The sequence below is a fragment of the Pseudomonas sp. AU11447 genome (assembly GCF_001672555.2).
In the GTDB taxonomy this organism is placed as follows: domain Bacteria; phylum Pseudomonadota; class Gammaproteobacteria; order Pseudomonadales; family Pseudomonadaceae; genus Pseudomonas; species Pseudomonas nitroreducens.
On record NZ_LZDG02000089.1, the window covers coordinates 514,693 to 539,224 of the forward strand.

Sequence of the window (24,532 nt, forward strand, 5' to 3'; positions counted from 1 at the left end):
ATGGACATCAAACGTTCAATCCTATTCGTCGCCCTGGCAATCGTGTCCTACGCACTGGTCCTCCAGTGGAACAAGGACTACGGCCAGCCCGAACTGCCGGCGCAGACCGCGACCTTCAATCAGACTGAAGGCCTGCCGGACACTTCCGTGCCTGCCGGCAACGCGGCCAACGCTGACGTACCCACCACGCAGAACGCCCAGGCCAGCCTGCCCAATGAGCAGAAGCCGGCGGTCGCCAGCGAACAGCTGATCCGCGTGAAGACCGATGTCCTGGACCTGACCATCGACCCGCGCGGCGGCGACGTGATCAAACTCGGGCTGACCCAGTACCCACTGCGCCAGGACCGCCCGGACGTACCATTCCCGCTGTTCGAGCGTGACAACCAGCGTACCTACCTGGCCCAGAGCGGCCTGACCGGTGCCAATGGTCCGGACGCCGCTGCCAGTGGACGCCCGCTCTATGCTTCGGCGAAACCCGTCTACGAACTGGCGGACGGCCAGGACCAGATGGTCGTCGACCTGACTTATGCACAGGACGGCGTCAGCTACATCAAGCGCTTCACCTTCCACCGCGGCCTGAAAAACGACTGCACCGAGAAGGAAAAGGCGCAGAAGAAGCTCGAGTGCATCAACCCCAATGCCTATCAGGTCGGCGTGAGCTACCTGATCGACAACCAGAGCGACAAACCGTGGAGCGCCTCGCTGTTCGCCCAGCTCAAGCGTGATGCCAGCGTCGACCCGTCCTCCACCACCGCTACCGGTGTGTCGACTTACCTCGGCGCTGCGGTCTGGACCCCTGAAAAGCCTTACGTAAAAGTGTCCATGAAGGACATGGACAAGGAGCAGTTCAAGGAAACCGTCCAGGGTGGCTGGGTAGCCTGGCTGCAGCACTACTTCGTCACCGCCTGGGTTCCCGCCAAGGGCGATACCCACAGCGTGATGACCCGCAAGGACGCCCAGGGCAACTACATCGTCGGCTACACCGGCCCCAACCTGACGGTTGCGCCGGGTGCCAAGGGCGAAACCAGCATGACCCTGTACGCCGGCCCCAAACTGCAGGCGTACCTGAAGGAACTGTCCCCGGGCCTGGAACTGACCGTCGACTACGGTCCGCTGTGGTTCATCGCCCAGCCGATCTTCTGGCTGCTGCAACATATCCACAACCTGGTGGGTAACTGGGGCTGGTCGATCATCTTCCTGACCATCGTCATCAAACTGGCCTTCTTCCCGCTGTCCGCCGCCAGCTACCGCTCCATGGCCCGTATGCGCGCCGTGTCGCCAAAACTGGCAGCTCTGAAGGAACAGCACGGCGACGATCGCCAGAAGATGTCCCAGGCGATGATGGAGCTGTACAAGAAGGAGAAGATCAATCCGCTGGGCGGCTGCCTGCCGATCCTGGTGCAGATGCCGGTCTTCCTCTCCCTGTACTGGGTACTCCTGGAAAGCGTCGAGATGCGCCAGGCTCCGTGGCTGGGCTGGATCGTCGACCTGTCGGTGAAAGATCCGTTCTTCATCCTGCCGATCATCATGGGCGCCACCATGCTGGTTCAGCAGATGCTCAACCCGACTCCGCCGGACCCCATGCAGGCCAAGGTCATGAAGCTGATGCCGATCATCTTCACCTTCTTCTTCCTGTGGTTCCCGGCTGGTCTGGTTCTGTACTGGGTTGTGAACAACTGCCTGTCCATCGCGCAGCAGTGGTACATTACCCGTCGGATCGAGGCTTCCGCGAAGAAGGCTTCCGCCTGATATCGCAGCCAGACACCGATCGACAAGACGCCCCCTCGTGGGGCGTTTTGCTATGTGGATAACTTTGCTTTCCCGCGTGCCACGAACACAACCGCGAGACCGCCGACATGAATACAGCCCGTGAAACCATCGCCGCCGTTGCCACCGCTCAGGGCCGTGGCGGGGTGGGCATTGTCCGCGTCTCCGGTCCCCGCGCCCGCGCCATGGCCATTACCCTGAGCGGGCGCGAGCCGCAGCCACGCCATGCGCACTACGGGCCGTTCCATGCCGATGATGGCGACGTCATCGACGAAGGCCTGCTGCTCTTCTTCCCCGGCCCGAATTCCTTCACCGGCGAGGATGTGCTTGAGCTCCAGGGCCACGGCGGCCCGGTGGTGATGGATATGCTGCTGCAACGTTGCCTGGAGCTGGGAGCGCGCCAGGCCCGTCCGGGTGAGTTCAGCGAACGCGCCTTCCTCAACGACAAGCTCGACCTGGCCCAGGCTGAAGCCATCGCCGACCTGATCGAGGCCAGCTCGGCCCAGGCTGCGCGCAATGCCGTGCGTTCACTGCAAGGAGAGTTCTCCCGCCGCGTGCACAGCCTGACCGATCAATTGATCGGCCTGCGCATGTATGTCGAGGCCGCCATCGACTTCCCGGAAGAGGAAATCGACTTCCTCGCCGATGGCCATGTGCTGTCGCAACTGGATGCGGTGCGCGCAGAGCTTGCCTCGGTATTGCGCGAGGCTGGCCAGGGCGCGCTGCTACGCGATGGCATGACCGTGGTGATCGCCGGGCGTCCCAATGCCGGCAAATCGAGCCTGCTGAACGCCCTGGCCGGCCGCGAAGCCGCCATCGTCACCGATATCGCCGGCACCACCCGCGACGTGTTGCGCGAACATATCCACATCGATGGTATGCCGCTGCACATTATCGACACCGCCGGTCTGCGCAGCACCGATGATCATGTGGAAAAGATCGGCGTGGAACGCGCGCTGAAGGCAATCAGCGAAGCCGACCGCGTACTTTTGGTGGTGGACTCCACCGCGCCGGAAGCCGGCGACCCCTTCGCCTTGTGGCCAGAGTTCCTGGACAGCCGACCCGATCCGGCGCACGTGACCCTGATTCGCAACAAAGCGGATTTATCCACAGAGTCCGTCGGACTACTGGAGAGCGCTGACGGTCACGTCACCATCGCCTTGTCCGCCCGCTCGGGGAATGGGCTGGATCTGTTGCGCGAGCACCTGAAGGCCTGCATGGGCTTCGAGCAGACCGCAGAGAGCAGCTTCAGCGCCCGCCGGCGGCACCTGGAGGCCTTGCGCCAGGCAGGAGATAGCCTCGAGCATGGCCGCGCACAGCTCACCCTGAGCGGCGCAGGTGAACTGCTGGCCGAGGACCTGCGCCAGGCCCAGCAGGCACTTGGGGAGATTACCGGCGCCTTCACGCCGGACGATCTTTTAGGCCGAATCTTCTCCAGCTTCTGCATCGGCAAGTAATCCACAACCCAGCCTTTCCCTACCGGTGACGGAGCCATTCCGTCACCGCGCGTCCTGCCGTCCCCATTTTCCCTCTAGAAAATCTATCCACAGCCATGAATTCAGCTGACGCCTAGTTATACGTGGCTTTCAGAGAATAAAAGGGGCTTCCACAGGCATTCGTGAACCTTGTGGAAAAGTACCGTACAGCTCAGTAGACAACCCCTGCACCATCCTGTGGGTAAATCCACCTGTTGATAACACGCCACTTCATCCACAGGCTGAACACGGGAGATCCCCTGCAACCTGACAGCATCGACACAGGGTTGTCATCGGCTGAAACCTTGATGATTCAAGGCCTGCATCAGCTTATCCACAGAAAACCGCTTCACCATACATAAACACAAGCTCTAAAAAGATTTAAAAAAGTTCCTCTCTTTTATTTTCTATAGAAGCCCATCGCGGCCATTGGCTATTTTTTGTTCAGGTGCCTTCAATCGAAAGCCCTTAACCCCTATACTGTCCGGCTCTCTTCTTTCTCCTTGATCAACAGGCACGAGGTGCGTGGTGGATTTCCCTTCCCGTTTTGACGTGATCGTGATCGGCGGCGGCCATGCCGGCACAGAGGCCGCATTAGCGGCTGCACGCATGGGCGTGAAGACGCTGCTGCTCACCCACAATGTGGAAACCCTCGGCCAGATGAGCTGCAATCCCGCCATCGGTGGGATCGGCAAGAGCCATCTGGTCAAGGAAATCGATGCCCTGGGCGGCGCCATGGCGCTGGCCACCGATAAAGGCGGCATCCAGTTCCGAGTCCTGAACAGCCGCAAGGGCCCGGCCGTACGCGCTACGCGTGCACAGGCAGACCGCATCCTCTACAAGGCAGCGGTGCGGGAAATCCTGGAGAACCAGCCCAACCTCTGGATATTCCAGCAGTCCTGCGATGACCTGATCGTCGAGCAGGATCAGGCGCGCGGCGTGGTGACCCAGATGGGTCTGAAATTCCATGCAGATAACGTCGTGCTTACCGCCGGTACCTTCCTCGGCGGACTTATCCACATCGGTCTGCAGAATTACTCCGGCGGCCGCGCAGGCGATCCGCCGTCCATCGCCCTGGCCAAGCGACTTCGCGAACTGCCGCTGCGTGTCGGCCGCCTGAAGACGGGTACGCCTCCGCGCATCGATGGTCGCAGCGTCGATTTCAGCGCGATGACCGAGCAACCGGGCGATACCCCGATTCCCGTGATGTCCTTCCTCGGTTCCAGGGAAATGCATCCGCGCCAGGTCAGTTGCTGGATCACTCACACCAACTCGCGGACCCACGAGATCATCGCGTCCAACCTCGATCGCTCGCCCATGTACTCCGGCGTGATCGAAGGTGTCGGCCCGCGTTACTGCCCGTCGATCGAAGACAAGATCCATCGCTTCGCCGACAAGGACAGCCATCAGGTTTTCCTCGAACCCGAGGGCCTGACCACGCACGAGCTGTATCCGAACGGCATCTCCACTTCGCTGCCTTTCGATGTGCAGCTGGATATCGTCCGTTCGATCCGCGGCATGGAGAACGCGCATATCGTTCGCCCGGGCTACGCCATCGAGTACGACTACTTCGATCCGCGTGACCTCAAGTACAGCCTGGAAACCAAGGTCATCGACGGCCTGTTCTTCGCTGGCCAGATCAATGGCACCACCGGCTACGAAGAAGCCGGCGCCCAGGGCCTGCTCGCCGGCACCAACGCCGCGCTGCGTTCGCAAGGCCGCGACAGCTGGTGCCCGCGTCGTGACGAGGCCTACATCGGTGTACTGGTCGACGACCTGATCACCCTCGGCACCCAGGAGCCGTACCGCATGTTCACCTCGCGCGCCGAATACCGGCTGATCCTGCGCGAGGACAATGCCGACCTGCGCCTGACCGAAAAGGGCCGCGAGCTGGGTCTCATCGACGACGAGCGCTGGGCTGTATTCGAAGCCAAGCGCGAAGGTATCGAGCGTGAAGAACAGCGCCTGAAGAGCACCTGGGTTCGCCCCAACACTGCGCAGGGCGATGCTATCGCCGAACGCTTCGGCACTCCGCTGGCTCACGAATACAACCTGCTCAACCTGCTGGCCCGCCCGGAAATCGACTACGCAAGCCTGGCCGACGTGACCGGCGCTGGCGCAGAAGACCCGCAGGTCGCCGAACAGGTAGAGATCCGCACCAAGTACGCCGGCTACATCGATCGCCAGCAGGAAGAGATCGCTCGCCTGCGTGCCAGCGAGGACACCCGCCTGCCTGTGGATATCGACTACCAGTCCATTTCCGGGCTGTCGAAGGAGATCCAGCTCAAGCTGGGTAATGCCCGGCCGGAAACCCTCGGTCAGGCCGGCCGCATCCCTGGCGTGACCCCGGCGGCGATTTCCCTGTTGCTGATCCATCTGAAGAAACGCTCGTCTGGTCGTCAGCTGGAGCAGAGCGCCTGATGTCCCTGGTCACTGCCCGCCACGCCGACGAACTCGCGCGTGGCATCCAGACGCTCGGCCTGGATATCGACGCCGCCACCCAGCAACGACTGCTGGACTACCTGGCCCTGCTGGCCAAGTGGAACAAGGCCTACAACCTCACCGCCGTGCGTGATGTGGATGAAATGGTCTCGCGCCACCTGCTCGACAGCCTGAGCATCGTCGCGCAATTCGAAGCCGCCGGCGGTGAGCGCTGGCTGGATGTCGGCAGCGGTGGAGGCATGCCCGGCATCCCGCTGGCCATCCTGTTCCCCGCAAAGTCCCTGACCCTGCTGGACAGCAATGGCAAGAAGACCCGCTTCCTGACCCAGGTGAAGCTGGAGCTCAAGCTCGACAACCTGCAGGTTATCCACAGCCGTGTGGAAGCCTTCCAGCCCGAGCAGCCGTTCAACGGGATCGTCTCCCGGGCTTTCAGCAGCCTCGAAGACTTCACGAACTGGACGCGTCACCTGGGTGACACTCGAACCAACTGGCTGGCCATGAAAGGCGTGCACCCCAGCGACGAGCTCGCGGCACTCCCGGAGGATTTCCGGGTCGAAGCCGAACACGCTCTGGCGGTGCCGGGTTGCCAAGGCCAGCGCCATCTGCTGATACTGCGCCGCACTGCATGACGGGGAGTGGGGAAAACCATGGCTAAGGTATTCGCGATCGCCAACCAGAAGGGCGGCGTCGGCAAGACCACGACCTGTATAAATCTCGCAGCATCGCTGGTCGCCACCAAGCGACGCGTGCTGCTGATCGACCTCGATCCACAGGGCAATGCCACCACCGGCAGCGGTGTGGATAAGTTGTCCCTGGACCATTCCATCTACGACGTGCTCACCGGCGAATGCGACCTGGCCCAGGCCATGCAGTTCTCCGAGCACGGCGGTTACCAGCTGCTGCCCGCCAACCGCGACCTCACCGCGGCGGAAGTGGTGTTGCTGGAAATGGACATGAAGGAACACCGCCTGCGCCACGCGCTGGCGCCGATTCGCGAGAACTACGACTTCATCCTCATCGACTGCCCGCCGTCGCTGTCGATGCTGACGGTCAACGCCCTGTCCGCCTCGGACGGTGTGATCATCCCCATGCAGTGCGAGTACTACGCACTGGAAGGGCTGACCGACCTGATGAACAGCATCCAGCGTATCGCCGAACGCCTGAACCCGGCGCTGAAGATCGAAGGCCTGCTGCGTACCATGTACGACCCGCGCATCAGCCTGACCAACGACGTCAGCGCGCAGTTGCAGGAACACTTCGGCGACAAGCTCTATACCACCGTGATCCCGCGCAACGTGCGACTCGCTGAAGCCCCCAGCTTCGGCATGCCGGCGCTGGTCTACGACAAGCAATCGCGCGGTGCCCTCGCCTACCTGGCGCTGGCCGGCGAGCTGGTGCGCCGTCAGCGCGCCGCCCGCACTACCGCACCCGCCTAAGAGATTAAGGAACCCGCATGGCCGCCAAGAAACGAGGTCTCGGACGCGGGCTGGACGCCCTGCTCAGTGGCTCCAGCGCCGCTACGCTGCAGGAAGAAGCCGTTCAGGTGGACAGCAGGGAGCTGCAACACCTGCCGCTGGACCTGATCCAGCGCGGCAAGTACCAGCCCCGCCGCGACATGGACCCGCAGGCCCTCGAGGAGCTCGCCCAGTCGATCAAGGCCCAGGGCGTGATGCAGCCCATCGTGGTGCGCCCCATCGGCAACGGTCGCTACGAGATCATCGCCGGTGAGCGCCGCTGGCGCGCCACCCAGCAGGCCGGCCTGGACAAGATCCCGGCGATGGTCCGCGAAGTGCCCGACGAAGCTGCCATCGCCATGGCGCTGATCGAGAACATCCAGCGCGAAGACCTCAATCCCATCGAGGAAGCGGCTGCCCTGCAGCGCCTGCAGCAGGAATTCCAGCTGACCCAGCAACAGGTCGCCGACGCCGTGGGCAAATCCCGCGTAACCGTGGCCAATCTGTTGCGGCTGATCGCCCTGCCGGAAGAGATCAAGACCCTGCTCTCCCATGGCGACCTGGAAATGGGCCATGCCCGCGCCTTGCTCGGACTGCCGGAGAATCGGCAGGTTGAGGGTGCGCGACATGTTGTCGCACGCGGTTTCACTGTGCGTCAGACCGAAGCACTAGTGCGCCAGTGGCTCACTACATCCGAGGAACCTGTCAAAACGGTCAGGACCGACCCGGACATCAGCCGCCTCGAACAGCGCCTGGCCGAGCGCCTGGGCGCTCCCGTGCAGATTCGCCATGGGCAGAAGGGCAAGGGCCAGTTGGTGATCCGCTACAACTCCCTCGACGAGCTGCAGGGTGTGCTCGCCCACATACGCTGATACGAAAGGCTATGTAGGGGGTCGTCGGAAATCACTACCTGACGGTTGAACGGGTATGCGGCGCCCCCTATACTCTGCGCGCAATTTTGTCGGCACAAAGTATGCCAAGTTGTTGATTTGTGAAGCCGACACCAGAGGACTGTGAGCTCAGATGGAACCCCGCAAGCCCAATCGTTTGCCCTTCCATCGTCAACCGGCGTTTCGCCTGTTGCTCGTCCAACTGGTGGTGCTGCTTATCGGTGCAGCAACCCTGTGGTTTGCCCGGGGATCGGTCGCAGGTTATTCCGGATTGCTCGGAGGCCTGATTGCGTGGTTGCCGAATCTGTACTTTGCTCGCAAGGCGTTCCGTTATAGCGGCGCGCGTTCTGCCCAGCTGATAGTCCGGTCCTTTTATGCCGGTGAGGCGGGAAAACTGATTCTGACGGCAGTGCTCTTCGCACTGACGTTCGCAGGTGTGAAGCCGCTGGCGCCCCTGGCGCTGTTCGGCCTCTACCTGCTGACCCTCGCGGTCAGCTGGTTTGCACCCCTGCTGATGCGAAACACATTTACAAGACCTTAGAGCGATTGAGGCAAACATGGCAGCAGAAAGCGCTTCGGGTTACATCCAGCACCACTTGCAGAACCTGACCCTGGGTCGTCTGCCGGATGGTTCCTGGGGGTTCGCCCACACCGCCGAACAAGCCAAGGAAATGGGCTTCTGGGCATTCCACGTTGATACCCTGGGCTGGTCCGTATTCCTCGGCCTGGTGTTCATCCTTATCTTCCGCATGGCAGCCAAGAAGGCCACCAGCGGTCAACCTGGCGGCCTGCAGAACTTCGTTGAAGTTCTCGTGGAGTTCGTCGACGGCAGCGTGAAGGACACCTTCCACGGCCGTAACCCGCTCATCGCACCGCTGGCGCTGACCGTGTTCGTCTGGATCTTCCTGATGAACCTGATCGACCTGGTGCCCGTGGACTTCCTGCCGCTCGCGGCCCAGGCGGTCACCGGCAACGAGCACCTGTTCTTCCGCGCAGTAGCCACTACCGACCCGAATGCCACCTTCGGCATGTCGATCGCAGTGTTCGCGCTGATCATCTTCTACAGCATCAAGGTCAAGGGCATCGGCGGCTTCCTCGGCGAACTGACCCTGCACCCGTTCCACAGCAGCAACATGGTGGTTCAGATCATCCTGATCCCCGTGAACTTCCTGCTGGAGTTCGTGACCCTGATCGCCAAGCCGGTATCCCTGGCACTGCGTCTGTTCGGCAACATGTACGCCGGCGAGCTGATCTTCATCCTGATCGCCGTGATGTTCGGTTCCGGCATCCTCTGGCTGGGCGGCATGGGCGTGGTGCTGAACTGGGCGTGGGCCGTGTTCCACATCCTGATCATCACCCTGCAGGCTTTCATCTTCATGATGCTGACCATCGTCTACCTGTCGATGGCCCACGAAGACAGCCACTGATCCAAAGATTCTATGCGCCCACTCCCTCGCGGGAGTGGGCGTAAGAAGAGCTTCACCACCTTAACTTGCTTCAACCTTTAACCAACACGACAAAAAAGTCGGGAGGAAAAATGGAAACTGTAGTTGGACTCACTGCTATCGCCGTTGCACTGCTGATCGGTCTGGGCGCTCTGGGTACCGCCATCGGCTTCGGCCTGCTGGGCGGCAAGTTCCTGGAAGGCGCTGCTCGTCAGCCGGAAATGGTTCCGATGCTGCAGGTCAAAATGTTCATCGTCGCCGGCCTGCTCGACGCCGTGACCATGATCGGCGTTGGTATCGCTCTGTTCTTCACCTTCGCTAACCCGTTCATTGCTCAGGTTGCCCACTAATTTCCGAACAGCGGAAATCTGTGACTGAACAACGAACGAGCGAGGTATTGGCGTGAACATTAATGCAACTCTGATCGGCCAGGCCATCGCGTTCGCCATCTTCGTCCTGTTCTGCATGAAGTTCGTATGGCCTCCGGTCATCGCGGCTCTGCACGAGCGTCAGAAGAAGATCGCCGACGGCCTGGACGCTGCCAACCGCGCGGCTCGTGACCTGGAACTGGCTCACGAGAAAGCGGGTCAGCAACTGCGCGAAGCCAAGGCTCAAGCAGCCGAAATCATCGAGCAGGCGAAGAAGAGCGCTAACCAGATCGTTGACGAAGCCCGTGATCAGGCCCGTGCCGAAGGTGATCGCATGATCGCTCAGGCCAAAGCCCAGATCGAACAGGAACTCAACAGCGTCAAAGACGCCCTGCGTGCCCAAGTGGGTGCCCTGGCTGTCTCCGGCGCCGAGAAGATCCTGGGTGCTTCGATCGATGCCAACGCGCAAAAGCAGCTGGTTGATCAACTGGCCGCCGAGATCTAAGCAGAGGGCGATATGGCAGAACTGACCACATTGGCTCGTCCATACGCGAAGGCGGCTTTCGAGTACGCCCAGGCTCATCAGCAACTGGCCGACTGGTCCGCTGCTCTGGGTGTGCTGGCTGCAGTGTCGCGGGACGACACCGTGCGCCAGCTGCTCAAGGAGCCCCAGCTGACCGCGGCAGCCAAGGCTGACGCGCTGATCGACGTGTGTGGCGACAAGCTCAATGCTCCGGCCCAGAACTTCGTCCGGACTGTGGCTGAAAACAAGCGGCTCGACCTGCTGCCGACCATCTTCGTGATGTTCGAGCAACTCAAGGCCGAGCAGGAAAAATTGGTCGAGGTCGAGGTCACCAGTGCCTTCGCCCTGGACCAGCAACAGCAGGACAAACTCGCCAAGGCTCTCAGCGCCCGGCTCAGTCGCGAAGTGCGACTTCATGCGTCGGAAGACGCGAGCCTGATCGGCGGCGTGGTTATTCGCGCCGGTGACTTGGTAATCGATGGCTCGGTGCGCGGCAAAATCGCGAAACTGGCCGAAGCGTTGAAATCTTGAGTTTGAAGGGGCAGCGGCATGCAGCAACTCAATCCTTCCGAAATTAGTGAAATCATCAAGGGGCGCATCGAGAAACTCGACGTCGCCTCGCAAGCGCGCAACGAAGGCACCATCGTCAGTGTTTCCGATGGCATCGTGCGCATCTTCGGTCTGGCCGACGTCATGTACGGCGAGATGATCGAATTCCCGGGCGGCGTCTACGGTATGGCGCTGAACCTGGAGCAAGACTCCGTCGGTGCTGTGGTACTGGGTGAATACCAGGACCTCAAAGAAGGCATGAATGCCAAGTGCACCGGCCGCATCCTGGAAGTCCCGGTTGGTCCGGAACTGCTGGGTCGCGTTGTCGATGCCCTGGGTAACCCGATCGATGGCAAAGGCCCGATCGATGCCAAACTGACCGACGCTGTCGAGAAAGTGGCACCGGGCGTGATCTGGCGTAAGTCGGTAGACCAGCCGGTTCAGACCGGTTACAAGTCGGTCGACGCCATGATCCCGGTTGGCCGTGGCCAGCGCGAGCTGATCATCGGTGACCGTCAGATCGGTAAAACCGCTCTGGCCATCGACGCCATCATCAACCAGAAGAACAGCGGCATCCGCTGCGTCTACGTTGCCATCGGTCAGAAGCAATCGACCATCGCCAACGTCGTTCGCAAGCTGGAAGAAAACGGCGCCCTGGCCAACACCATCGTGGTGGTTGCCAGCGCTTCCGAATCCGCCGCTCTGCAATACCTGGCTCCGTACTCCGGCTGCACCATGGGCGAGTACTTCCGTGACCGCGGCGAAGACGCTCTGATCGTTTATGACGATCTGTCCAAGCAAGCTGTTGCCTACCGCCAGATCTCCCTGCTGCTGCGCCGTCCGCCGGGCCGCGAAGCTTACCCGGGCGACGTGTTCTATCTCCACAGCCGTCTGCTGGAGCGCGCTTCCCGCGTTTCCGAAGAGTACGTAGAGAAGTTCACCAACGGCGAAGTGAAAGGCAAGACCGGTTCCCTGACCGCCCTGCCGATCATCGAGACCCAGGCCGGCGACGTTTCCGCGTTCGTTCCGACCAACGTGATCTCGATCACCGACGGCCAGATCTTCCTGGAATCCGCCATGTTCAACTCGGGTATCCGTCCGGCCGTCAACGCCGGTATCTCGGTATCCCGTGTAGGTGGCGCGGCCCAGACCAAGATCATCAAGAAGCTGTCCGGTGGCATTCGTACCGCCCTGGCCCAGTACCGTGAACTGGCGGCCTTCGCCCAGTTCGCCTCGGACCTGGACGACGCGACCCGCAAGCAGCTGGAACATGGTCAGCGCGTTACCGAGCTGATGAAGCAGAAGCAGTACGCGCCGATGTCCATCGCCGAGATGTCGCTGTCCCTGTATGCCGCCGAGCGTGGCTTCCTGCAGGACGTCGAGATCGCCAAGGTGGGCGCCTTCGAACAAGCGCTGATCGCCTACTTCCAACGTGAGAACGCCGCTCTGCTGGCGAAGATCAACGAGAAGGGTGACTTCAACGACGAAATCGACGCAGGCATCAAGGCCGGCATCGAGAAGTTCAAGGCCACCCAAACCTGGTAAGCCGCAGCGGGGGTCGGTGACGGCCCCCGCCTGCTAAACCGATAGGTGTGAAATGGCAGGCGCAAAAGAGATTCGCAGCAAGATTGCGAGCATCAAAAGCACGCAAAAAATCACCAATGCCATGGAAAAGGTGGCGGTGAGCAAGATGCGCAAGGCACAAATGCGCATGGCGGCCGGCCGTCCCTACGCGGAGCGCATTCGCCAGGTGATCGGCCATCTGGCCAACGCCAACCCGGAATACCGTCACCCGTTCATGGTCGAGCGTGAAGTAAAACGCGTCGGCTACATCGTGGTGAGCTCCGACCGTGGCCTGGCTGGCGGCCTGAACATCAACCTGTTCAAGGCGCTCGTCAAGGACATGAGCGGGCAGCGCGATCGTGGCGCGGAGATTGATCTCTGCGTGATCGGCTCCAAGGGTGCATCCTTCTTCAAGAGCTATGGCGGCAACGTGGTTGCAGCTATCAGCCACCTGGGCGAAGAGCCGTCGATCAACGATCTGATCGGCAGCGTCAAGGTCATGCTGGATGCCTACCTGGAAGGTCGTATCGATCGCCTGTACGTGGTTTCCAACAAGTTCGTCAACACCATGACCCAGAAGCCGACCGTGGAACAGCTGATTCCGCTGGTGGCCGAGGACAATGCCGAGCTGAAGCACCACTGGGACTACCTCTACGAACCCGACGCCAAGGCCCTCCTCGACGGCCTGCTGGTGCGCTACGTGGAATCCCAGGTGTACCAGGCCGTGGTTGAGAACAACGCCTGTGAGCAGGCGGCCCGGATGATTGCAATGAAGAACGCTACCGACAACGCCGGTGATCTGATCAGTGGTCTGCAACTGATCTACAACAAGGCACGTCAGGCGGCGATCACCCAGGAAATCTCGGAAATCGTCGGCGGCGCTGCCGCGGTGTAAGAACAGGTTCAAAATTCAGAGGAACCAGACATGAGTAGCGGACGTATCGTTCAAATCATCGGCGCCGTGATCGACGTGGAATTCCCGCGCGATGCCGTGCCGAGCATCTACGAGGCCCTGAAAGTTCAGGGCGTCGAAACCACTCTGGAAGTTCAGCAGCAGCTGGGCGACGGCGTGGTTCGTTCCATTGCGATGGGTTCCACCGAAGGCCTCAAGCGTGGCCTGAACGTGGAAAGCACCGGCGCAGCCATCTCCGTCCCGGTCGGCACCAAGACCCTGGGCCGTATCATGGACGTGCTGGGCAACCCGATCGACGAAGCGGGCCCGATTGGCGAAGAAGAGCGCTGGGGTATTCACCGCGACGCTCCGTCCTACGCTGACCAGGCTGGCGGCAACGACCTGCTGGAAACCGGCATCAAGGTAATCGACCTGGTCTGCCCGTTCGCCAAGGGCGGTAAAGTCGGTCTGTTCGGTGGTGCCGGTGTCGGCAAGACCGTAAACATGATGGAACTGATCCGTAACATCGCCATGGAGCACAGCGGTTACTCTGTGTTCGCAGGTGTGGGTGAGCGTACTCGTGAGGGTAACGACTTCTACCACGAGATGAAGGATTCCGGCGTACTGGACAAGGTAGCCCTGGTTTACGGCCAGATGAACGAGCCGCCGGGCAACCGTCTGCGCGTTGCACTGACCGGCCTGACCATGGCCGAGAAGTTCCGTGACGAAGGCCGTGACGTACTGCTGTTCATCGACAACATCTACCGTTACACCCTCGCCGGTACCGAAGTATCCGCACTGCTGGGCCGTATGCCTTCCGCAGTAGGTTACCAGCCGACCCTGGCCGAAGAGATGGGCGTTCTGCAAGAGCGCATCACCTCCACCAAGAAAGGCTCGATCACCTCGATCCAGGCCGTCTACGTTCCCGCGGACGACCTGACCGACCCGAGCCCGGCGACCACCTTCGCCCACTTGGACGCCACCGTCGTACTGTCCCGTGACATCGCCTCGCTGGGTATCTACCCGGCCGTGGATCCGCTGGACTCGACTTCCCGTCAGCTGGACCCGCTGGTCATCGGCCAGGATCACTACGACACCGCTCGTGGCGTGCAGTACGTTCTGCAGCGCTACAAGGAGCTGAAGGACATCATCGCGATCCTGGGCATGGACGAACTGTCCGAGTCCGACAAGCTGCTGGTGGCCCGTGCTCGTAAGATCCAGCGCTTCCTGTCCCAGCCGTTCTTCGTGGCTGAAGTATTCACCGGCTCGCCGGGCAAATACGTCTCCCTGAAGGACACCATCGCTGGCTTCAAAGGCATCCTCAACGGCGACTACGATCACCTGCCCGAGCAGGCGTTCTACATGGTCGGCGGCATCGAAGAAGCCATCGAGAAAGCGAAGAAGCTGTAATCCGTGCGCCCGGCAACGGGCGCTTACGTGAGGCAAGGGTATGGCTATTACTGTCCACTGCGACATCGTCAGCGCCGAAGCGGAGATCTTCTCCGGTCTGGTTGAGCTGGTCGTAGCGCACGGCTCCCTGGGCGATCTGGGTATCGCTCCGGGCCACGCGCCGCTGATCACCGAGCTCAAGCCGGGTCCGATCCGCCTGGTGAAGCAGGGTGGCGAGCAGGAGGTGTACTACATCTCCGGCGGCTTCCTCGAAGTACAGCCGAACATGGTCAAGGTTCTCGCCGACACCGTGATTCGTGCAGGCGACCTCGACGAAGCGGCTGCCCAGACCGCACTGAAGGAAGCTGAGAAGGCTCTGCAAGGTAAAGGTGCAGAGTTCGACTACAGCTCCGCCGCAGCCCGCCTGGCCGAAGCCGCAGCGCAACTGCGCACGGTCCAGCAGGTTCGCAAAAAGTACGGCGGCTAAGCCGCGAGGTCCTTCGGGACTTCAGCGTCAAATGGGAAAAGGGTAGCCTTGGCTACCCTTTTTCTTTTTCCACTCGCGGGTAATCCCGCTCACCAGGACGGTCTCCCACCCATGTCTCTCGAAATCGTCATTCTTGCTGCCGGCCAGGGCACCCGCATGCGCTCGGCCCTGCCGAAAGTCCTGCATCCGGTCGCTGGCAAACCGATGCTCGCCCATGTGATCGACACCGCCCGTGGCCTTGGCCCGTCGCGCATCCATGTGGTGATTGGCCATGGTGCCGACCTGGTGCGTGAGCGCCTGCAGGCGGATGACCTGAATTTCGTGATCCAGGAACAGCAGTTGGGCACCGGCCACGCTGTGGCGCAGGCGGCCCCGTTCCTGAGTGCAGACAACGTACTGATCCTCTACGGCGATGTGCCGCTGATCGAGCAACCGACCCTGGATCGCCTGATGGCCCAGGCCACGCCGGAACAGCTGGCGTTGCTGACGGTCGAGCTGGACGACCCCACTGGCTACGGCCGCATCATCCGCGGTGCCGATGGCGAGGTTCAGGCGATCGTCGAGCAGAAGGACGCTACCCCCGAGCAGCGTGCCATCCGCGAAGGCAACACCGGCATCCTCGCTGCGCCCCGTGAGCGCCTGCTGGGCTGGCTGTCGCGGTTGTCCAACTCCAACGCCCAGGGCGAGTACTACCTCACCGACGTCATCGCCATGGCGGTGGGTGACGGCCTGCGCGTGGCCACTGCCCAGCCGCAGGTGGCCATGGAGACCCAGGGCGCCAACGACCGCCTGCAGCTTTCCGAGCTGGAGCGCTTCTTCCAGCAGCGCGTGGCGCGCCGCCTGATGGCCCAGGGCGTGACCCTGATCGACCCGGCGCGTTTCGACGTTCGTGGCGAAGTCAGCGTCGGCCGCGACGTCAGCATCGACATCAACGTTATTCTCGAAGGCCAGGTGGAGATCGAGGACGACGTGCAGATCGGCCCGAATTGCTACATCAAGGACAGCACCCTGCGTCGCGGTGCGATCATCAAGGCCAACTCGCACCTGGAAGGCGCACATGTTGGCCCCGACAGCGATGTCGGCCCGTTCGCCCGCCTGCGTCCGGGCAGCGTGCTGGAGCGCAAGGTACATGTGGGTAACTTCGTCGAACTGAAGAATGCACACCTGCAGGATGGCGTGAAGGTCGGCCACCTGACTTACCTGGGCGACAGCGAAGTCGGTGCGCGCTCCAACATTGGTGCCGGCACCATCACCTGCAACTACGATGGCGCCAACAAGTGGCGCACTACCATTGGCGAGGACGTTTTCATCGGCTCCAACAATTCGCTGGTGGCGCCTGTGGATATCGGCACCGGGGCCACAACTGGCGCGGGTTCCACCATCACCGCCGAAGTCCCGCCCGGCACCCTGGGCGTCGGTCGCGCCAAGCAGCGGGTGATCGAAGGCTGGAAGCGCCCGGAAAAGATCAAGAAATCCTGATTTACAACGCATCGCCCTGTGGGTAAGTCGTTATCCACAGGGCGATGACGTCAATCGATTATCCACAGCCTGTTTCGCCTTGGCGCAGTGGCTGGTTATCCCTGGAGTTTTCCCGGCCATGCTTGGCGTCGCCATCCTGATCTTTCTGATCACCGACCCGTTCGGCAACATCGCGGTCTTCCTTGCTGCCCTCAAGTCGGTCCCCGCCGAACGCCGTCTGAAGGTGGCGCTTCGCGAACTGCTGTTTGCCCTGGGTCTGCTGCTGCTGTTCCTGACCCTGGGCGAGCACATCCTCACCGGGCTCGGGCTTTCGAAGGAAGCCACCGGCATTGCCGGCGGCATCATCCTCTTCGTGGTCGCCATGCGCCTGATCTTCCCCACGCCCCAGGGCGTGCTGGGCGACATGCCGGACAATGAGCCACTGTTCGTGCCGCTGGCCACCCCGGCCGTGGCGGGGCCGTCGGCGCTGGCGATGCTGATCACCCTGCGCAGCACCTACACTGGTCCCTTGTGGGAGCTGTATCTGGCGGTGATCCTGGCCTGGGCCGCGACTGCCTTCATCCTGATGCAGGCGGCATTCCTCCAGCGCTTCCTCGGCCCACGCGGGCTGATGGCGGTGGAGCGTCTGGCGGGCATGCTGCTGATCATGCTCAGCGTCAACATGCTCCTGCAGAACGTGCGCAGCTTCCTGCATATCGCTGCCTGATGCTGTCCCCTTGAGAACTGCCATGACCCTGCGTGTCCTGACCTTCGTGCTCCTCACCACACTGCTCGCCGGCTGCGCCGACAAGGGCCTGCAGATCGATCGCGAGCATGTATCGAGGAATCAGGACAGCCGCATCCAGTACGTCATCGTCCACTATACCTCGGCCGATCTGCCGCGTTCGCTGGCGCTGCTGACCCACGGCGAGGTGAGTGCGCACTACCTGATCGGCGACAACCCGGCGACCATCTACCAGCTGGTGGGCGAAAACCGCCGCGCCTGGCACGCCGGCGCCAGCGAATGGCAAGGCCGGACATGGCTGAATTCCACGTCCATCGGCATTGAACTGGTGAATCCCGGCTACCGTGACACCCCCAGTGGCAAGATCTGGTACCCCTATCCGGATGCGCAGATCGACGCGCTGATTGCCTTGCTCAAGGACATCACCAAGCGCCAGGGCATCACTCCGGAACATATCCTCGGGCACAGCGACATCGCCCCGCAGCGCAAGGTCGACCCGGGCCCGCTGTTCCCTTGGAAGAAGCTGGCCGACGCCGGGCTGATTCCCTGGCCGAAACCAGGCGAGCTGTCGCGCCGGCTGGCCGAGCTGAATGGGCAGCTGCCGGCGCCGGTCTGGTTCCAGCAGCAGCTGGCACGCCACGGTTACGCGGTGCCGCTCGATGGCGTGATGGATGACGAAACCCGCAACGTAATCGCGGCGTTTCAGATGCGTTTCCGCCCGGCGCGCTTCGACGGCGAGCCGGATCTGGAAACCGCAGCTCTGCTGCTGGCCGTCCCGACTTCTTAAACCGGCAACAGCAGGTAGAAGCGAGAGCCCTTGCCCTGTTGCGAGCGCAGGGCAATGCGCCCGCCATGCAATTGCACGATTTCCCGGCACAGCGCCAGGCCGAGTCCGACGCCGCCTTTCTTGCGGCCCACCTGCACGAAGGGCTCGAAGATACGCCCCTGCTGGCTGAGCGGGATGCCGTCGCCGCTGTCTTCCACGGCAATTGCCACGCGCTCGTCCTGGCAACGCGCCTGCAGGCGGATGGTGCCGCCCTCAGGGGTGTGGCGCAGGGCGTTGCCGATCAGGTTGTCCAGCACCCGTTCGATCTGCGTGCGGTCGATGTTGATGGGTGGCAGGCCCTCGGCGATCTCCAGGTCCAGCTCAATGCGCTTCTCCGCGGCGAGCCCGGTGAAGCGATGGTTCGCCTGGCGAAGCAAGTCGGCAACGTCGCAGGGCTGCAGCTCCAGCTTCTGAGTGCCGCTCTGGTAGCGGGAGAAATTCAGCAGATCATTGATCAGCCGTACCAGACGGTGCATTTCCTCGTCCACGGTGCGGACCAGGTCTCGCTCGCGGGATTCCGCGGGGAATTTCAGGCGCTCGGCGAGCAGGCCGAAGGCCATGTGCATGCCGGTCATGGGGGTGCGCAGCTCGTGTGAGGCTCGCAGCACGAAGTCGTTGCGCACGCGCTCGAAGGCGCGCTGCTCGGTGACATCGCGCACCACCATCACCGCGCCGATGTTGCGGCCGTCGTCATGGCTGACCGGCGAAATGCCCCAGGTGAGCAGCCGGCTTTCGCCGCTCACTTCCACTACCAGGTCCTGCGGGGTCTCCTCCAGCAGGTTGCCACTCAGCACGCGCTGCACTGCCTGGGTCAGTGCCGGGTTGTTCAGCATTGTGCCGAGGTCCTGGCGCTGGGGGTCGCCGTGGGAGAACAACTGGCGTGTGGCGACCGGGTTGGCGTGCTCGATGCGGCCGTGCCGATCGAGGATCACCAGGCCATCATCGATGCTGTCCAGCACTGCCAGCAGGCGCTTGCGCCCTGAGCCCAGGGCCTCGGTGTTGCTCGCCCGATAAAGGCGCAGTGCTTCGGCCATCAGGCCGAAGCGGCGGCTCAGGGAAGACATCTCGGCGACGCCGGAGACCGGCAAGGTCACGTCGAAATCCCCCTGGCCTATCTTGTCCGCCGCCTTGGCCAGCGTCTCGATCGGGGCGCCAAAGCGCCGGGCGATGCTATGGGCGGTGATAAAGCCGACGACCAGGATGGCGATGCCGATCAGCCCGAGCAGGCCGCTGATCAGCAAGGTTCGGTCACGGGCCGAGCGTTCGTCGTTGCTGATGTTTTCCATCGCCACCTGGTGCAGCGCCAGCAAACGGTTGCGCAGGACGTCCAGGGTGCGGCTGAGGTCGCTGTCTTCGAGCAACTCCGGGCGGCCCGGCCCAGGCGTGTCGGTCGCCGCGACGAACAGCCGGTGGGCGTCGGCGATTTCCGTCATGGCCTGGCGTTCGCCGCTGGTACGCGCCATCGCGCGCCCGCGCTCGAGTGCCTGGGAGAAATGCGTGCGGGCCAGTTCCAGATGTTCAGCGCTCGGTCGCGCGCTGAGAACCTGCACCAGTTCGTCGCCCAGCGCCTGGCGCAGGTGCTGGCTGACCTCGATGGCTTCGAAGTTGCGCTGGATCAGCTGGGCCTGCTGACGGCCGGTCAGCACCACGCTGAACAGGCCCAGCAGCAGGCCCAGCAGGGCTACCGTGATGAGTGCGGAGATGCTGAGAAACAGCCTCGTGCGCAGCGTCATCGGGATAGGCAAGTTCACAGGCTGTACTGCTTGCGCTTGCGATAGAGGGTGGAAGCGTCGATCCCCAGGGTCTTGGCCGCTTGGTCGAGGGTGGCGCTGGAGGCCATCACGGCGGCAATGTGGGCTTTCTCCAGTTCCTCGAGGCTCATTGCCTCGCCGATGCGCGGTGCGGAGTTGGCGGTTTGTTCCCCGATGGCGAGCTGTTCCACGCCAATGAGATCAAGATTGCAGATGATGCTTGCCCGTTCGATCACGTTGCGCAGCTCCCGCACGTTCCCCGGCCAGTTGTAACGGCGCAGCAGCGCGCGGGCCTCGTCGGTGAAGCCGCGGGCAGGGCGGCCGTAGTCCTTCACGAAGCGCGCCAGGAAGCGTTCGGCCAGGCCGATGATGTCCTCGGCGCGTTCGCGCAGCGGCGGCAGGTTCAGCACGATGACGTTCAGACGGTAGAGCAGGTCTTCGCGGAAAGCGCCCTGGGCGACCATGCCGGCCAGATCCCGGTTGGTGGCGGCGAGGATGCGCACATCGGCGTTGCGGGTTACCGGGTCACCGACACGCTCGTATTCCTTGTCCTGGATGAATCTGAGCAACTTTGGCTGCAAAGTAAGGGGAAAATCGCCGATCTCGTCGAGGAACAGCGTGCCGCCATCCGCCTGGCTGATGCGCCCGAGGGTGTTTTCGGTGGCGCCGGTGAAGGCACCGCGGCTGTGGCCGAACAGCTCGCTTTCCATCAGTTCAGCGGTCAGGGACGGGCAGTTGATCGTCACGCAGGATTTCTTCGCGCGCTTGCTCCAGTTGTGGATCGCCCGCGCCAATTCGCCCTTGCCCGAGCCGGACTCGCCGAGGATGAGGATGTTGGCGTCGGTGGCGGCGACCTGGCGGGCGGTTTCCAGCACAGCGGCCATGGCCGGGCTGTGGGATTCCAGCACGTCGCCCTGTTTGCGCATTTCGCCTTCGAGCGCCTCGATGCGCGCGGTCAGCTGGCGCACCTCCAGTTGCTTGGCGGCGGCCAGGCGCAGCTGGTCGGGGCTGCAGGGTTTCACCAGGTAATCGGCGGCGCCGGCCTGCATGGCGTCCACGGCGGTGTCCACTGCCGAATGCGCGGTGACTATCACCACCCGCATCCAGGGCGCCTGCACCCGCATCTGCGCCAGAACGTCCAGGCCATTGTCATCGCCCAGACGCAGGTCGAGGAAGCAAAGATCGAATACCTGACGTTGCAGCAGGTTCTCGGCCTGCTGTGCGCTGCTGGCGGTCGCCACGCTATAGCCTTCGTCCTCCAGGCAGTAGCGGAACGAGCGCAGGATGGCGGACTCGTCATCGACCAGAAGGATGCGGCCCTGCTGTTCAGGCGTTGCGTCCATTCAGCGTTTTCCTCGTGTGAATCGTTGTTGTTAAGTGTGGGATTTTGCTTAGTCCAAGGATTTTCGTGCAAGTTGCAAGAATCTTTCGCTCCCCTCGGGCAGGGTGCACAGTCAGGGGGGCTGTATGAAATCCCCAAGACATTGAATTACAAGATTTTTATTCTAAAAAACGCACTGGCATGGGGCTTGCGAATCCAATAGCGAAACATCGTTGGACGGAGACCGCCATGCCTAACCCGAAGATCCTTGCCCTGGCCCTGGGTTCCGCGCTGCTCGCCCTGCAGCCGCTCGCCAGCCACGCTGCCGAAGCCGGAATCACTGCCCAGTTGGCCGAAGCCCGCCAGGAGGGCTCGATCTGGACGGCCATCAATCTCAATCGCGAACTCAAGCCTTACGCCATCAAGGTGGACGTCGAGAACGGACGCGCACAACTGACCGGCGCTGTCGCCAGTGAGGAGCAGAAGGCGCTGGCCGGGCAGATTGCCGGCAGTGTCGAAGGCATCAGCGCTGTGGATAACCAACTGGCCGTCGATGCCTCCCTGGCGGATGCGCAGAAAGGCGATGCCGCCAAGGACGATGGCGTCGTCCAGCGCTGGGACGACGCGACCCTCGCTGCCAAGGTGAAATCCAAGCTGTTGCTGGAAAAACGCGCCGACGGCCTGGATATCAAGGTCACCAGTCGCTCCGGCGCCATCACGCTGGAGGGCACGGCCGCCAGCGAGGACGCCAGCCAGCAGGCTGCCCACCTCGCCGCGCAGACCGAAGGCGTCACCTCTGTGGATAACCGCCTCAAGGTCGACCCGGATGCCGCGTCGACGCAGAAGCTGGAGAAATCCGTCGGCGATGCCCAGGCCGCCGTCAGCGATGCCTGGATAACCAGTCAGATCAAGGCCGGCATCCTCTCAGCCCACGCGCTGGATGGCCTGTCCATCGGTGTGTCCACCCGCGATGGCGTGGTGACCCTCAGTGGCCAGGTACCGAGCGCCGATGAGCGCCAGCAATTGATCGATTCCGCGCGCAAGACCCGCGGTGTGCGTGAGGTGGACGCCACCGCGCTGAAGGTGGCCGGCCAAGCCGCCTAACGCTTCCACCCTTCCCTGCAGGAGTAACTCCCATGTCCCGCATGACCAGTCAGCTCAACGAACTTATCGAGATCACCCGCGACGGCCAGCGCTTCTACCAGCACGCCATCCAGGAAGTGAAGGACGCTCGTCTGCAGAGGCTGTTCCAGTCCATGGCGCAGGCCAAGACCGACGTGATCAATGCTCTCGCCGGCAAGGTTGCCGCCAACCATGAGGACCCCGCCACCGGCGGCACCCTGCTGGGCAAACTGCGCCAGGTCTACGCCGACACCCGCGCCACCCTGGCGAGCGACGAAGGCGCCACCTACGTCGCCCAGCTGGAGGAAACCGAGGATCGCATCCTCCATGCCTTCGAGGACGCCATGGAGAAAGGCACGCCGGAAACCCAGGCGTTGCTGCGTGCCGAACTGCCCAAGGTGCGGGCCTGCCATGACCAGATGAGCCAGCTCAAGCACTCGCTGAAGTGACGTGGTTCACAGGGCGCAGGGACGCGCCCTGGAAGCGGGGTTGCAAAACGCACGACCAATCCTCCCCCATCGTGCAGGATGCAGCTCAAAGGGACCTTGGTACTATATTCAAGTTATTGATTTATAAGGGAAAAACAGAAAATTCAAGACTGGCACGCGGCGTGCAATTTCTCTGATAAGCCAGTCAACAAACCACCCGCGGCGGCGAGAGCGAAAAGTCCGATAGAAAACGGACCGAAGCTCGAACAAGAAGACCGGAGGCGGGCAGGAGAAACGGGATGAACAGCGGAATGAACAGCCAGGTGCAAGTCGCACGAATCGATGTCTGGAGCCGGATCTTCTTCGCCGGTGCCCTTGTGCTGCTGCTGATCAATCAGGTGCAGCTGCAGATGCAGGTCTCCCGCACTCAGGCCGCCAGCGTTACGGCCGCTTACGTGCCGACCACCTCCAGCACGCCTGGCCTGTACCGCGAAGCTTCGCGTTATCGACAGACCGCGCCGGCTCGCAACCAGCCCCAGGTGCTGCCTGCCCCGCAGGCACAGACCCAGGCGCAGGTGCAGCCGATGGCGCGACCGCAGGGCGGCTGGGTGTTCTGACCGAATTCATGAATCGCCGGCGGGCCGAGGGCCTGCCCGATACGTCCGCAGTGCCCGGAAGCGCCCGGGCGGACAAAGCCTTCCGGAGGCTGCCTTGCGAATACTCCGCGGGCTTTCACTGGAGCAGGCACCTGGAGTGGGTGCCGAACCGACAACGAGAAGAGGAGAGACCCCATGCTTAGCTGGGCACTGACATTCCTGATCATCGCCATCATCGCCGCAGTCCTGGGCTTCGGTGGTATCGCAGGCGCAGCCACCAGTATCGCCAAGATCCTGTTCGTGATTTTCCTGGTGCTGTTCATCGTGTCGTTCTTCATGGGTCGTCGTCGAGGTTGATGCCCACGGATCAGGCTGAAGACGAGCAAGGAGCTTACCGATGAGTTTTACCCGCAGCCTCCTGCTGTCCCTTCTGCTTGCCGGCGCCGGGGCGAATGCCCTGGCCGCCGAGGCGGACAAGGACGCGCAGTACCGCCTCAACGAGCTGATCGCCACTGACGAGCAGTACCGTGAAACCTGGCAATCGGTAGTCAAGGACGAGAGCCGCCTGCCGGACTGGGTGATGAACCTCAGCGGCACCGCCACGCCGATGCAGGCGGTGGACGAGCAGGGTGACAAGTATCTGGTGGGTCAGCTGTGCGAGCAGCACAACTGCGCCGCCGAACGGTTGTACGTGGCCTTCACCTGGGACAAGGACAAGGCCTACGCGCTGTACGTGAAGGTTCCCGAGAACCTGCCGGCGGACAAGTCGCCGAGCAAGCACGCCAGTTTCCGCTGGCTCGGCGAGCCGGACGATTCGGTGAAACGGATCCTCGACGACCAGCTCAAGAGCGATCCCAACTGGTATTGATGCACCGATTTCGAATACCGCGTCGCCATTACGGCGTACGCATGGCCAGGGGGCCGGGACGTTCGGGATGCGCCATGTCTTGAGCGACCTAGGGGTACAGGGAGTACCTCCGCGTCAGCGGGCTGGGTCAGGCAAGGCGTACGGAACCGGGGCGACGCGCTCGCACCGGTTCC

25 protein-coding genes are annotated in these 24,532 nt (G+C 62.4%); 23 read left to right on the forward strand and 2 right to left on the reverse strand.

The genetic code is table 11. From position 1 onward, the window contains the following. From yidC to A6723_RS30305, 18 genes are all read left to right on the forward strand, one after another. On the forward strand, positions 1 to 1,749 hold the full coding sequence (gene yidC / locus A6723_RS30220; RefSeq protein WP_054907588.1) for a membrane protein insertase YidC: 1,749 nt from the start codon (positions 1 to 3) through the stop codon (positions 1,747 to 1,749). 107 nt (positions 1,750 to 1,856) lie between these two features. Further along, on the forward strand, positions 1,857 to 3,224 hold the full coding sequence (mnmE, locus tag A6723_RS30225; protein ID WP_054907589.1) for a tRNA uridine-5-carboxymethylaminomethyl(34) synthesis GTPase MnmE: 1,368 nt from the start codon (positions 1,857 to 1,859) through the stop codon (positions 3,222 to 3,224). A 546-nt stretch (positions 3,225 to 3,770) separates the two neighbouring features. After that, positions 3,771 to 5,663, forward strand: a complete 1,893-nt coding sequence (mnmG, locus tag A6723_RS30230) for a tRNA uridine-5-carboxymethylaminomethyl(34) synthesis enzyme MnmG (protein WP_054907590.1) — start codon at positions 3,771 to 3,773, stop codon at positions 5,661 to 5,663. After that, on the forward strand, positions 5,663 to 6,313 hold the full coding sequence (gene rsmG / locus A6723_RS30235) for a 16S rRNA (guanine(527)-N(7))-methyltransferase RsmG (RefSeq protein WP_054907591.1): 651 nt from the start codon (positions 5,663 to 5,665) through the stop codon (positions 6,311 to 6,313). Before mnmG ends, rsmG begins: the two co-directional genes overlap by 1 nt. A gap of 18 nt (positions 6,314 to 6,331) precedes the next feature. Beyond that, entirely contained in the window at positions 6,332 to 7,120 is a 789-nt protein-coding gene (locus tag A6723_RS30240) for a ParA family protein (RefSeq protein WP_024765005.1), read from the forward strand. Between the two features lie 17 nt (positions 7,121 to 7,137). Further along, the gene (locus A6723_RS30245) at positions 7,138 to 8,010 is read left to right on the forward strand and encodes a ParB/RepB/Spo0J family partition protein (RefSeq protein ID WP_054907592.1); all 873 of its coding nucleotides are present in this window, start codon (positions 7,138 to 7,140) and stop codon (positions 8,008 to 8,010) included. 151 nt (positions 8,011 to 8,161) lie between these two features. Then, positions 8,162 to 8,569, forward strand: coding sequence for a F0F1 ATP synthase subunit I (locus A6723_RS30250; protein ID WP_037010316.1), 408 nt, complete (start codon positions 8,162 to 8,164; stop codon positions 8,567 to 8,569). Positions 8,570 to 8,585: 16 nt separating this feature from the next. Further along, on the forward strand, positions 8,586 to 9,455 hold the full coding sequence (gene atpB, locus A6723_RS30255; protein WP_017518843.1) for a F0F1 ATP synthase subunit A: 870 nt from the start codon (positions 8,586 to 8,588) through the stop codon (positions 9,453 to 9,455). 110 nt (positions 9,456 to 9,565) lie between these two features. Next, positions 9,566 to 9,823 (forward strand): F0F1 ATP synthase subunit C, encoded by a 258-nt coding sequence (gene atpE / locus A6723_RS30260; RefSeq protein WP_043256731.1) that lies wholly within the window; start codon positions 9,566 to 9,568, stop codon positions 9,821 to 9,823. A gap of 52 nt (positions 9,824 to 9,875) precedes the next feature. Further along, positions 9,876 to 10,346, forward strand: coding sequence for a F0F1 ATP synthase subunit B (locus A6723_RS30265; RefSeq protein ID WP_017518842.1), 471 nt, complete (start codon positions 9,876 to 9,878; stop codon positions 10,344 to 10,346). A gap of 12 nt (positions 10,347 to 10,358) precedes the next feature. Continuing rightward, a complete protein-coding gene (locus A6723_RS30270; RefSeq protein ID WP_045213782.1) occupies positions 10,359 to 10,895 on the forward strand; it encodes a F0F1 ATP synthase subunit delta in 537 nt (178 codons plus the stop codon). Positions 10,896 to 10,913: 18 nt separating this feature from the next. Further along, positions 10,914 to 12,458: a F0F1 ATP synthase subunit alpha gene (atpA, locus tag A6723_RS30275; protein WP_017518840.1), complete on the forward strand. Its 1,545-nt coding sequence runs from the start codon at positions 10,914 to 10,916 to the stop codon at positions 12,456 to 12,458. 52 nt (positions 12,459 to 12,510) lie between these two features. After that, on the forward strand, positions 12,511 to 13,371 hold the full coding sequence (gene atpG, locus A6723_RS30280; RefSeq protein WP_017518839.1) for a F0F1 ATP synthase subunit gamma: 861 nt from the start codon (positions 12,511 to 12,513) through the stop codon (positions 13,369 to 13,371). A gap of 30 nt (positions 13,372 to 13,401) precedes the next feature. Further along, positions 13,402 to 14,778 (forward strand): F0F1 ATP synthase subunit beta, encoded by a 1,377-nt coding sequence (gene atpD / locus A6723_RS30285; RefSeq protein ID WP_045213787.1) that lies wholly within the window; start codon positions 13,402 to 13,404, stop codon positions 14,776 to 14,778. 40 nt (positions 14,779 to 14,818) lie between these two features. After that, a complete protein-coding gene (locus tag A6723_RS30290; protein WP_017518837.1) occupies positions 14,819 to 15,244 on the forward strand; it encodes a F0F1 ATP synthase subunit epsilon in 426 nt (141 codons plus the stop codon). Positions 15,245 to 15,355: 111 nt separating this feature from the next. Beyond that, complete coding sequence (gene glmU / locus A6723_RS30295) at positions 15,356 to 16,723, forward strand: bifunctional UDP-N-acetylglucosamine diphosphorylase/glucosamine-1-phosphate N-acetyltransferase GlmU (RefSeq protein WP_054907593.1); 1,368 nt, start codon at positions 15,356 to 15,358, stop codon at positions 16,721 to 16,723. A 118-nt stretch (positions 16,724 to 16,841) separates the two neighbouring features. Next, positions 16,842 to 17,429: a MarC family protein gene (locus A6723_RS30300; RefSeq protein WP_017518835.1), complete on the forward strand. Its 588-nt coding sequence runs from the start codon at positions 16,842 to 16,844 to the stop codon at positions 17,427 to 17,429. A 22-nt stretch (positions 17,430 to 17,451) separates the two neighbouring features. Further along, positions 17,452 to 18,234, forward strand: coding sequence for an N-acetylmuramoyl-L-alanine amidase (locus A6723_RS30305; RefSeq protein ID WP_054907594.1), 783 nt, complete (start codon positions 17,452 to 17,454; stop codon positions 18,232 to 18,234). Here the strand turns inward: A6723_RS30305 and A6723_RS30310 are convergent. Continuing rightward, positions 18,231 to 20,018: a KinB sensor domain-containing domain gene (locus tag A6723_RS30310; RefSeq protein WP_054907638.1), complete on the reverse strand. Its 1,788-nt coding sequence runs from the start codon at positions 20,016 to 20,018 to the stop codon at positions 18,231 to 18,233. The genes A6723_RS30305 and A6723_RS30310 overlap by 4 nt on opposite strands. Before the next feature lie 2 nt (positions 20,019 to 20,020). Next, positions 20,021 to 21,367: a sigma-54-dependent response regulator transcription factor AlgB gene (algB, locus tag A6723_RS30315; RefSeq protein ID WP_054907595.1), complete on the reverse strand. Its 1,347-nt coding sequence runs from the start codon at positions 21,365 to 21,367 to the stop codon at positions 20,021 to 20,023. Positions 21,368 to 21,594: 227 nt separating this feature from the next. On the opposite strand from algB, the gene A6723_RS30320 reads away from it, so the two are divergent. From A6723_RS30320 to A6723_RS30340, 5 genes are all read left to right on the forward strand, one after another. Beyond that, positions 21,595 to 22,449 (forward strand): BON domain-containing protein, encoded by an 855-nt coding sequence (locus tag A6723_RS30320; RefSeq protein WP_054907596.1) that lies wholly within the window; start codon positions 21,595 to 21,597, stop codon positions 22,447 to 22,449. A 32-nt stretch (positions 22,450 to 22,481) separates the two neighbouring features. After that, positions 22,482 to 22,916: a PA2169 family four-helix-bundle protein gene (locus A6723_RS30325; protein ID WP_054907597.1), complete on the forward strand. Its 435-nt coding sequence runs from the start codon at positions 22,482 to 22,484 to the stop codon at positions 22,914 to 22,916. 278 nt (positions 22,917 to 23,194) lie between these two features. Next, positions 23,195 to 23,512 (forward strand): hypothetical protein, encoded by a 318-nt coding sequence (locus A6723_RS30330; protein ID WP_054907598.1) that lies wholly within the window; start codon positions 23,195 to 23,197, stop codon positions 23,510 to 23,512. Between the two features lie 174 nt (positions 23,513 to 23,686). Next, positions 23,687 to 23,848 (forward strand): DUF1328 domain-containing protein, encoded by a 162-nt coding sequence (locus A6723_RS30335; protein WP_017518828.1) that lies wholly within the window; start codon positions 23,687 to 23,689, stop codon positions 23,846 to 23,848. 40 nt (positions 23,849 to 23,888) lie between these two features. Then, positions 23,889 to 24,359 (forward strand): inhibitor of vertebrate lysozyme family protein, encoded by a 471-nt coding sequence (locus tag A6723_RS30340; RefSeq protein ID WP_054907599.1) that lies wholly within the window; start codon positions 23,889 to 23,891, stop codon positions 24,357 to 24,359. Positions 24,360 to 24,532 lie beyond the last annotated feature (173 nt).

Bases quoted from the DNA above. Each gene is read 5' to 3' on its own strand.
- atpD (WP_045213787.1), top strand. From the start codon at position 13,402: ATGAGTAGCGGACGTATCGTTCAAATCATCGGCGCCGTGATCGACGTG.
- atpB (WP_017518843.1), top strand. From the start codon at position 8,586: ATGGCAGCAGAAAGCGCTTCGGGTTACATCCAGCACCACTTGCAGAAC.
- algB (WP_054907595.1), bottom strand. From the start codon at position 21,367: ATGGACGCAACGCCTGAACAGCAGGGCCGCATCCTTCTGGTCGATGAC.
- glmU (WP_054907593.1), top strand. From the start codon at position 15,356: ATGTCTCTCGAAATCGTCATTCTTGCTGCCGGCCAGGGCACCCGCATG.
- atpG (WP_017518839.1), top strand. From the start codon at position 12,511: ATGGCAGGCGCAAAAGAGATTCGCAGCAAGATTGCGAGCATCAAAAGC.
- yidC (WP_054907588.1), top strand. From the start codon at position 1: ATGGACATCAAACGTTCAATCCTATTCGTCGCCCTGGCAATCGTGTCC.
- A6723_RS30250 (WP_037010316.1), top strand. From the start codon at position 8,162: ATGGAACCCCGCAAGCCCAATCGTTTGCCCTTCCATCGTCAACCGGCG.
- A6723_RS30300 (WP_017518835.1), top strand. From the start codon at position 16,842: ATGCTTGGCGTCGCCATCCTGATCTTTCTGATCACCGACCCGTTCGGC.
- atpE (WP_043256731.1), top strand. From the start codon at position 9,566: ATGGAAACTGTAGTTGGACTCACTGCTATCGCCGTTGCACTGCTGATC.
- A6723_RS30320 (WP_054907596.1), top strand. From the start codon at position 21,595: ATGCCTAACCCGAAGATCCTTGCCCTGGCCCTGGGTTCCGCGCTGCTC.
- A6723_RS30305 (WP_054907594.1), top strand. From the start codon at position 17,452: ATGACCCTGCGTGTCCTGACCTTCGTGCTCCTCACCACACTGCTCGCC.
- A6723_RS30335 (WP_017518828.1), top strand. From the start codon at position 23,687: ATGCTTAGCTGGGCACTGACATTCCTGATCATCGCCATCATCGCCGCA.
- A6723_RS30340 (WP_054907599.1), top strand. From the start codon at position 23,889: ATGAGTTTTACCCGCAGCCTCCTGCTGTCCCTTCTGCTTGCCGGCGCC.
- A6723_RS30270 (WP_045213782.1), top strand. From the start codon at position 10,359: ATGGCAGAACTGACCACATTGGCTCGTCCATACGCGAAGGCGGCTTTC.
- A6723_RS30245 (WP_054907592.1), top strand. From the start codon at position 7,138: ATGGCCGCCAAGAAACGAGGTCTCGGACGCGGGCTGGACGCCCTGCTC.
- A6723_RS30330 (WP_054907598.1), top strand. From the start codon at position 23,195: ATGAACAGCGGAATGAACAGCCAGGTGCAAGTCGCACGAATCGATGTC.
- mnmE (WP_054907589.1), top strand. From the start codon at position 1,857: ATGAATACAGCCCGTGAAACCATCGCCGCCGTTGCCACCGCTCAGGGC.
- A6723_RS30325 (WP_054907597.1), top strand. From the start codon at position 22,482: ATGTCCCGCATGACCAGTCAGCTCAACGAACTTATCGAGATCACCCGC.
- A6723_RS30240 (WP_024765005.1), top strand. From the start codon at position 6,332: ATGGCTAAGGTATTCGCGATCGCCAACCAGAAGGGCGGCGTCGGCAAG.
- atpA (WP_017518840.1), top strand. From the start codon at position 10,914: ATGCAGCAACTCAATCCTTCCGAAATTAGTGAAATCATCAAGGGGCGC.
- A6723_RS30290 (WP_017518837.1), top strand. From the start codon at position 14,819: ATGGCTATTACTGTCCACTGCGACATCGTCAGCGCCGAAGCGGAGATC.
- rsmG (WP_054907591.1), top strand. From the start codon at position 5,663: ATGTCCCTGGTCACTGCCCGCCACGCCGACGAACTCGCGCGTGGCATC.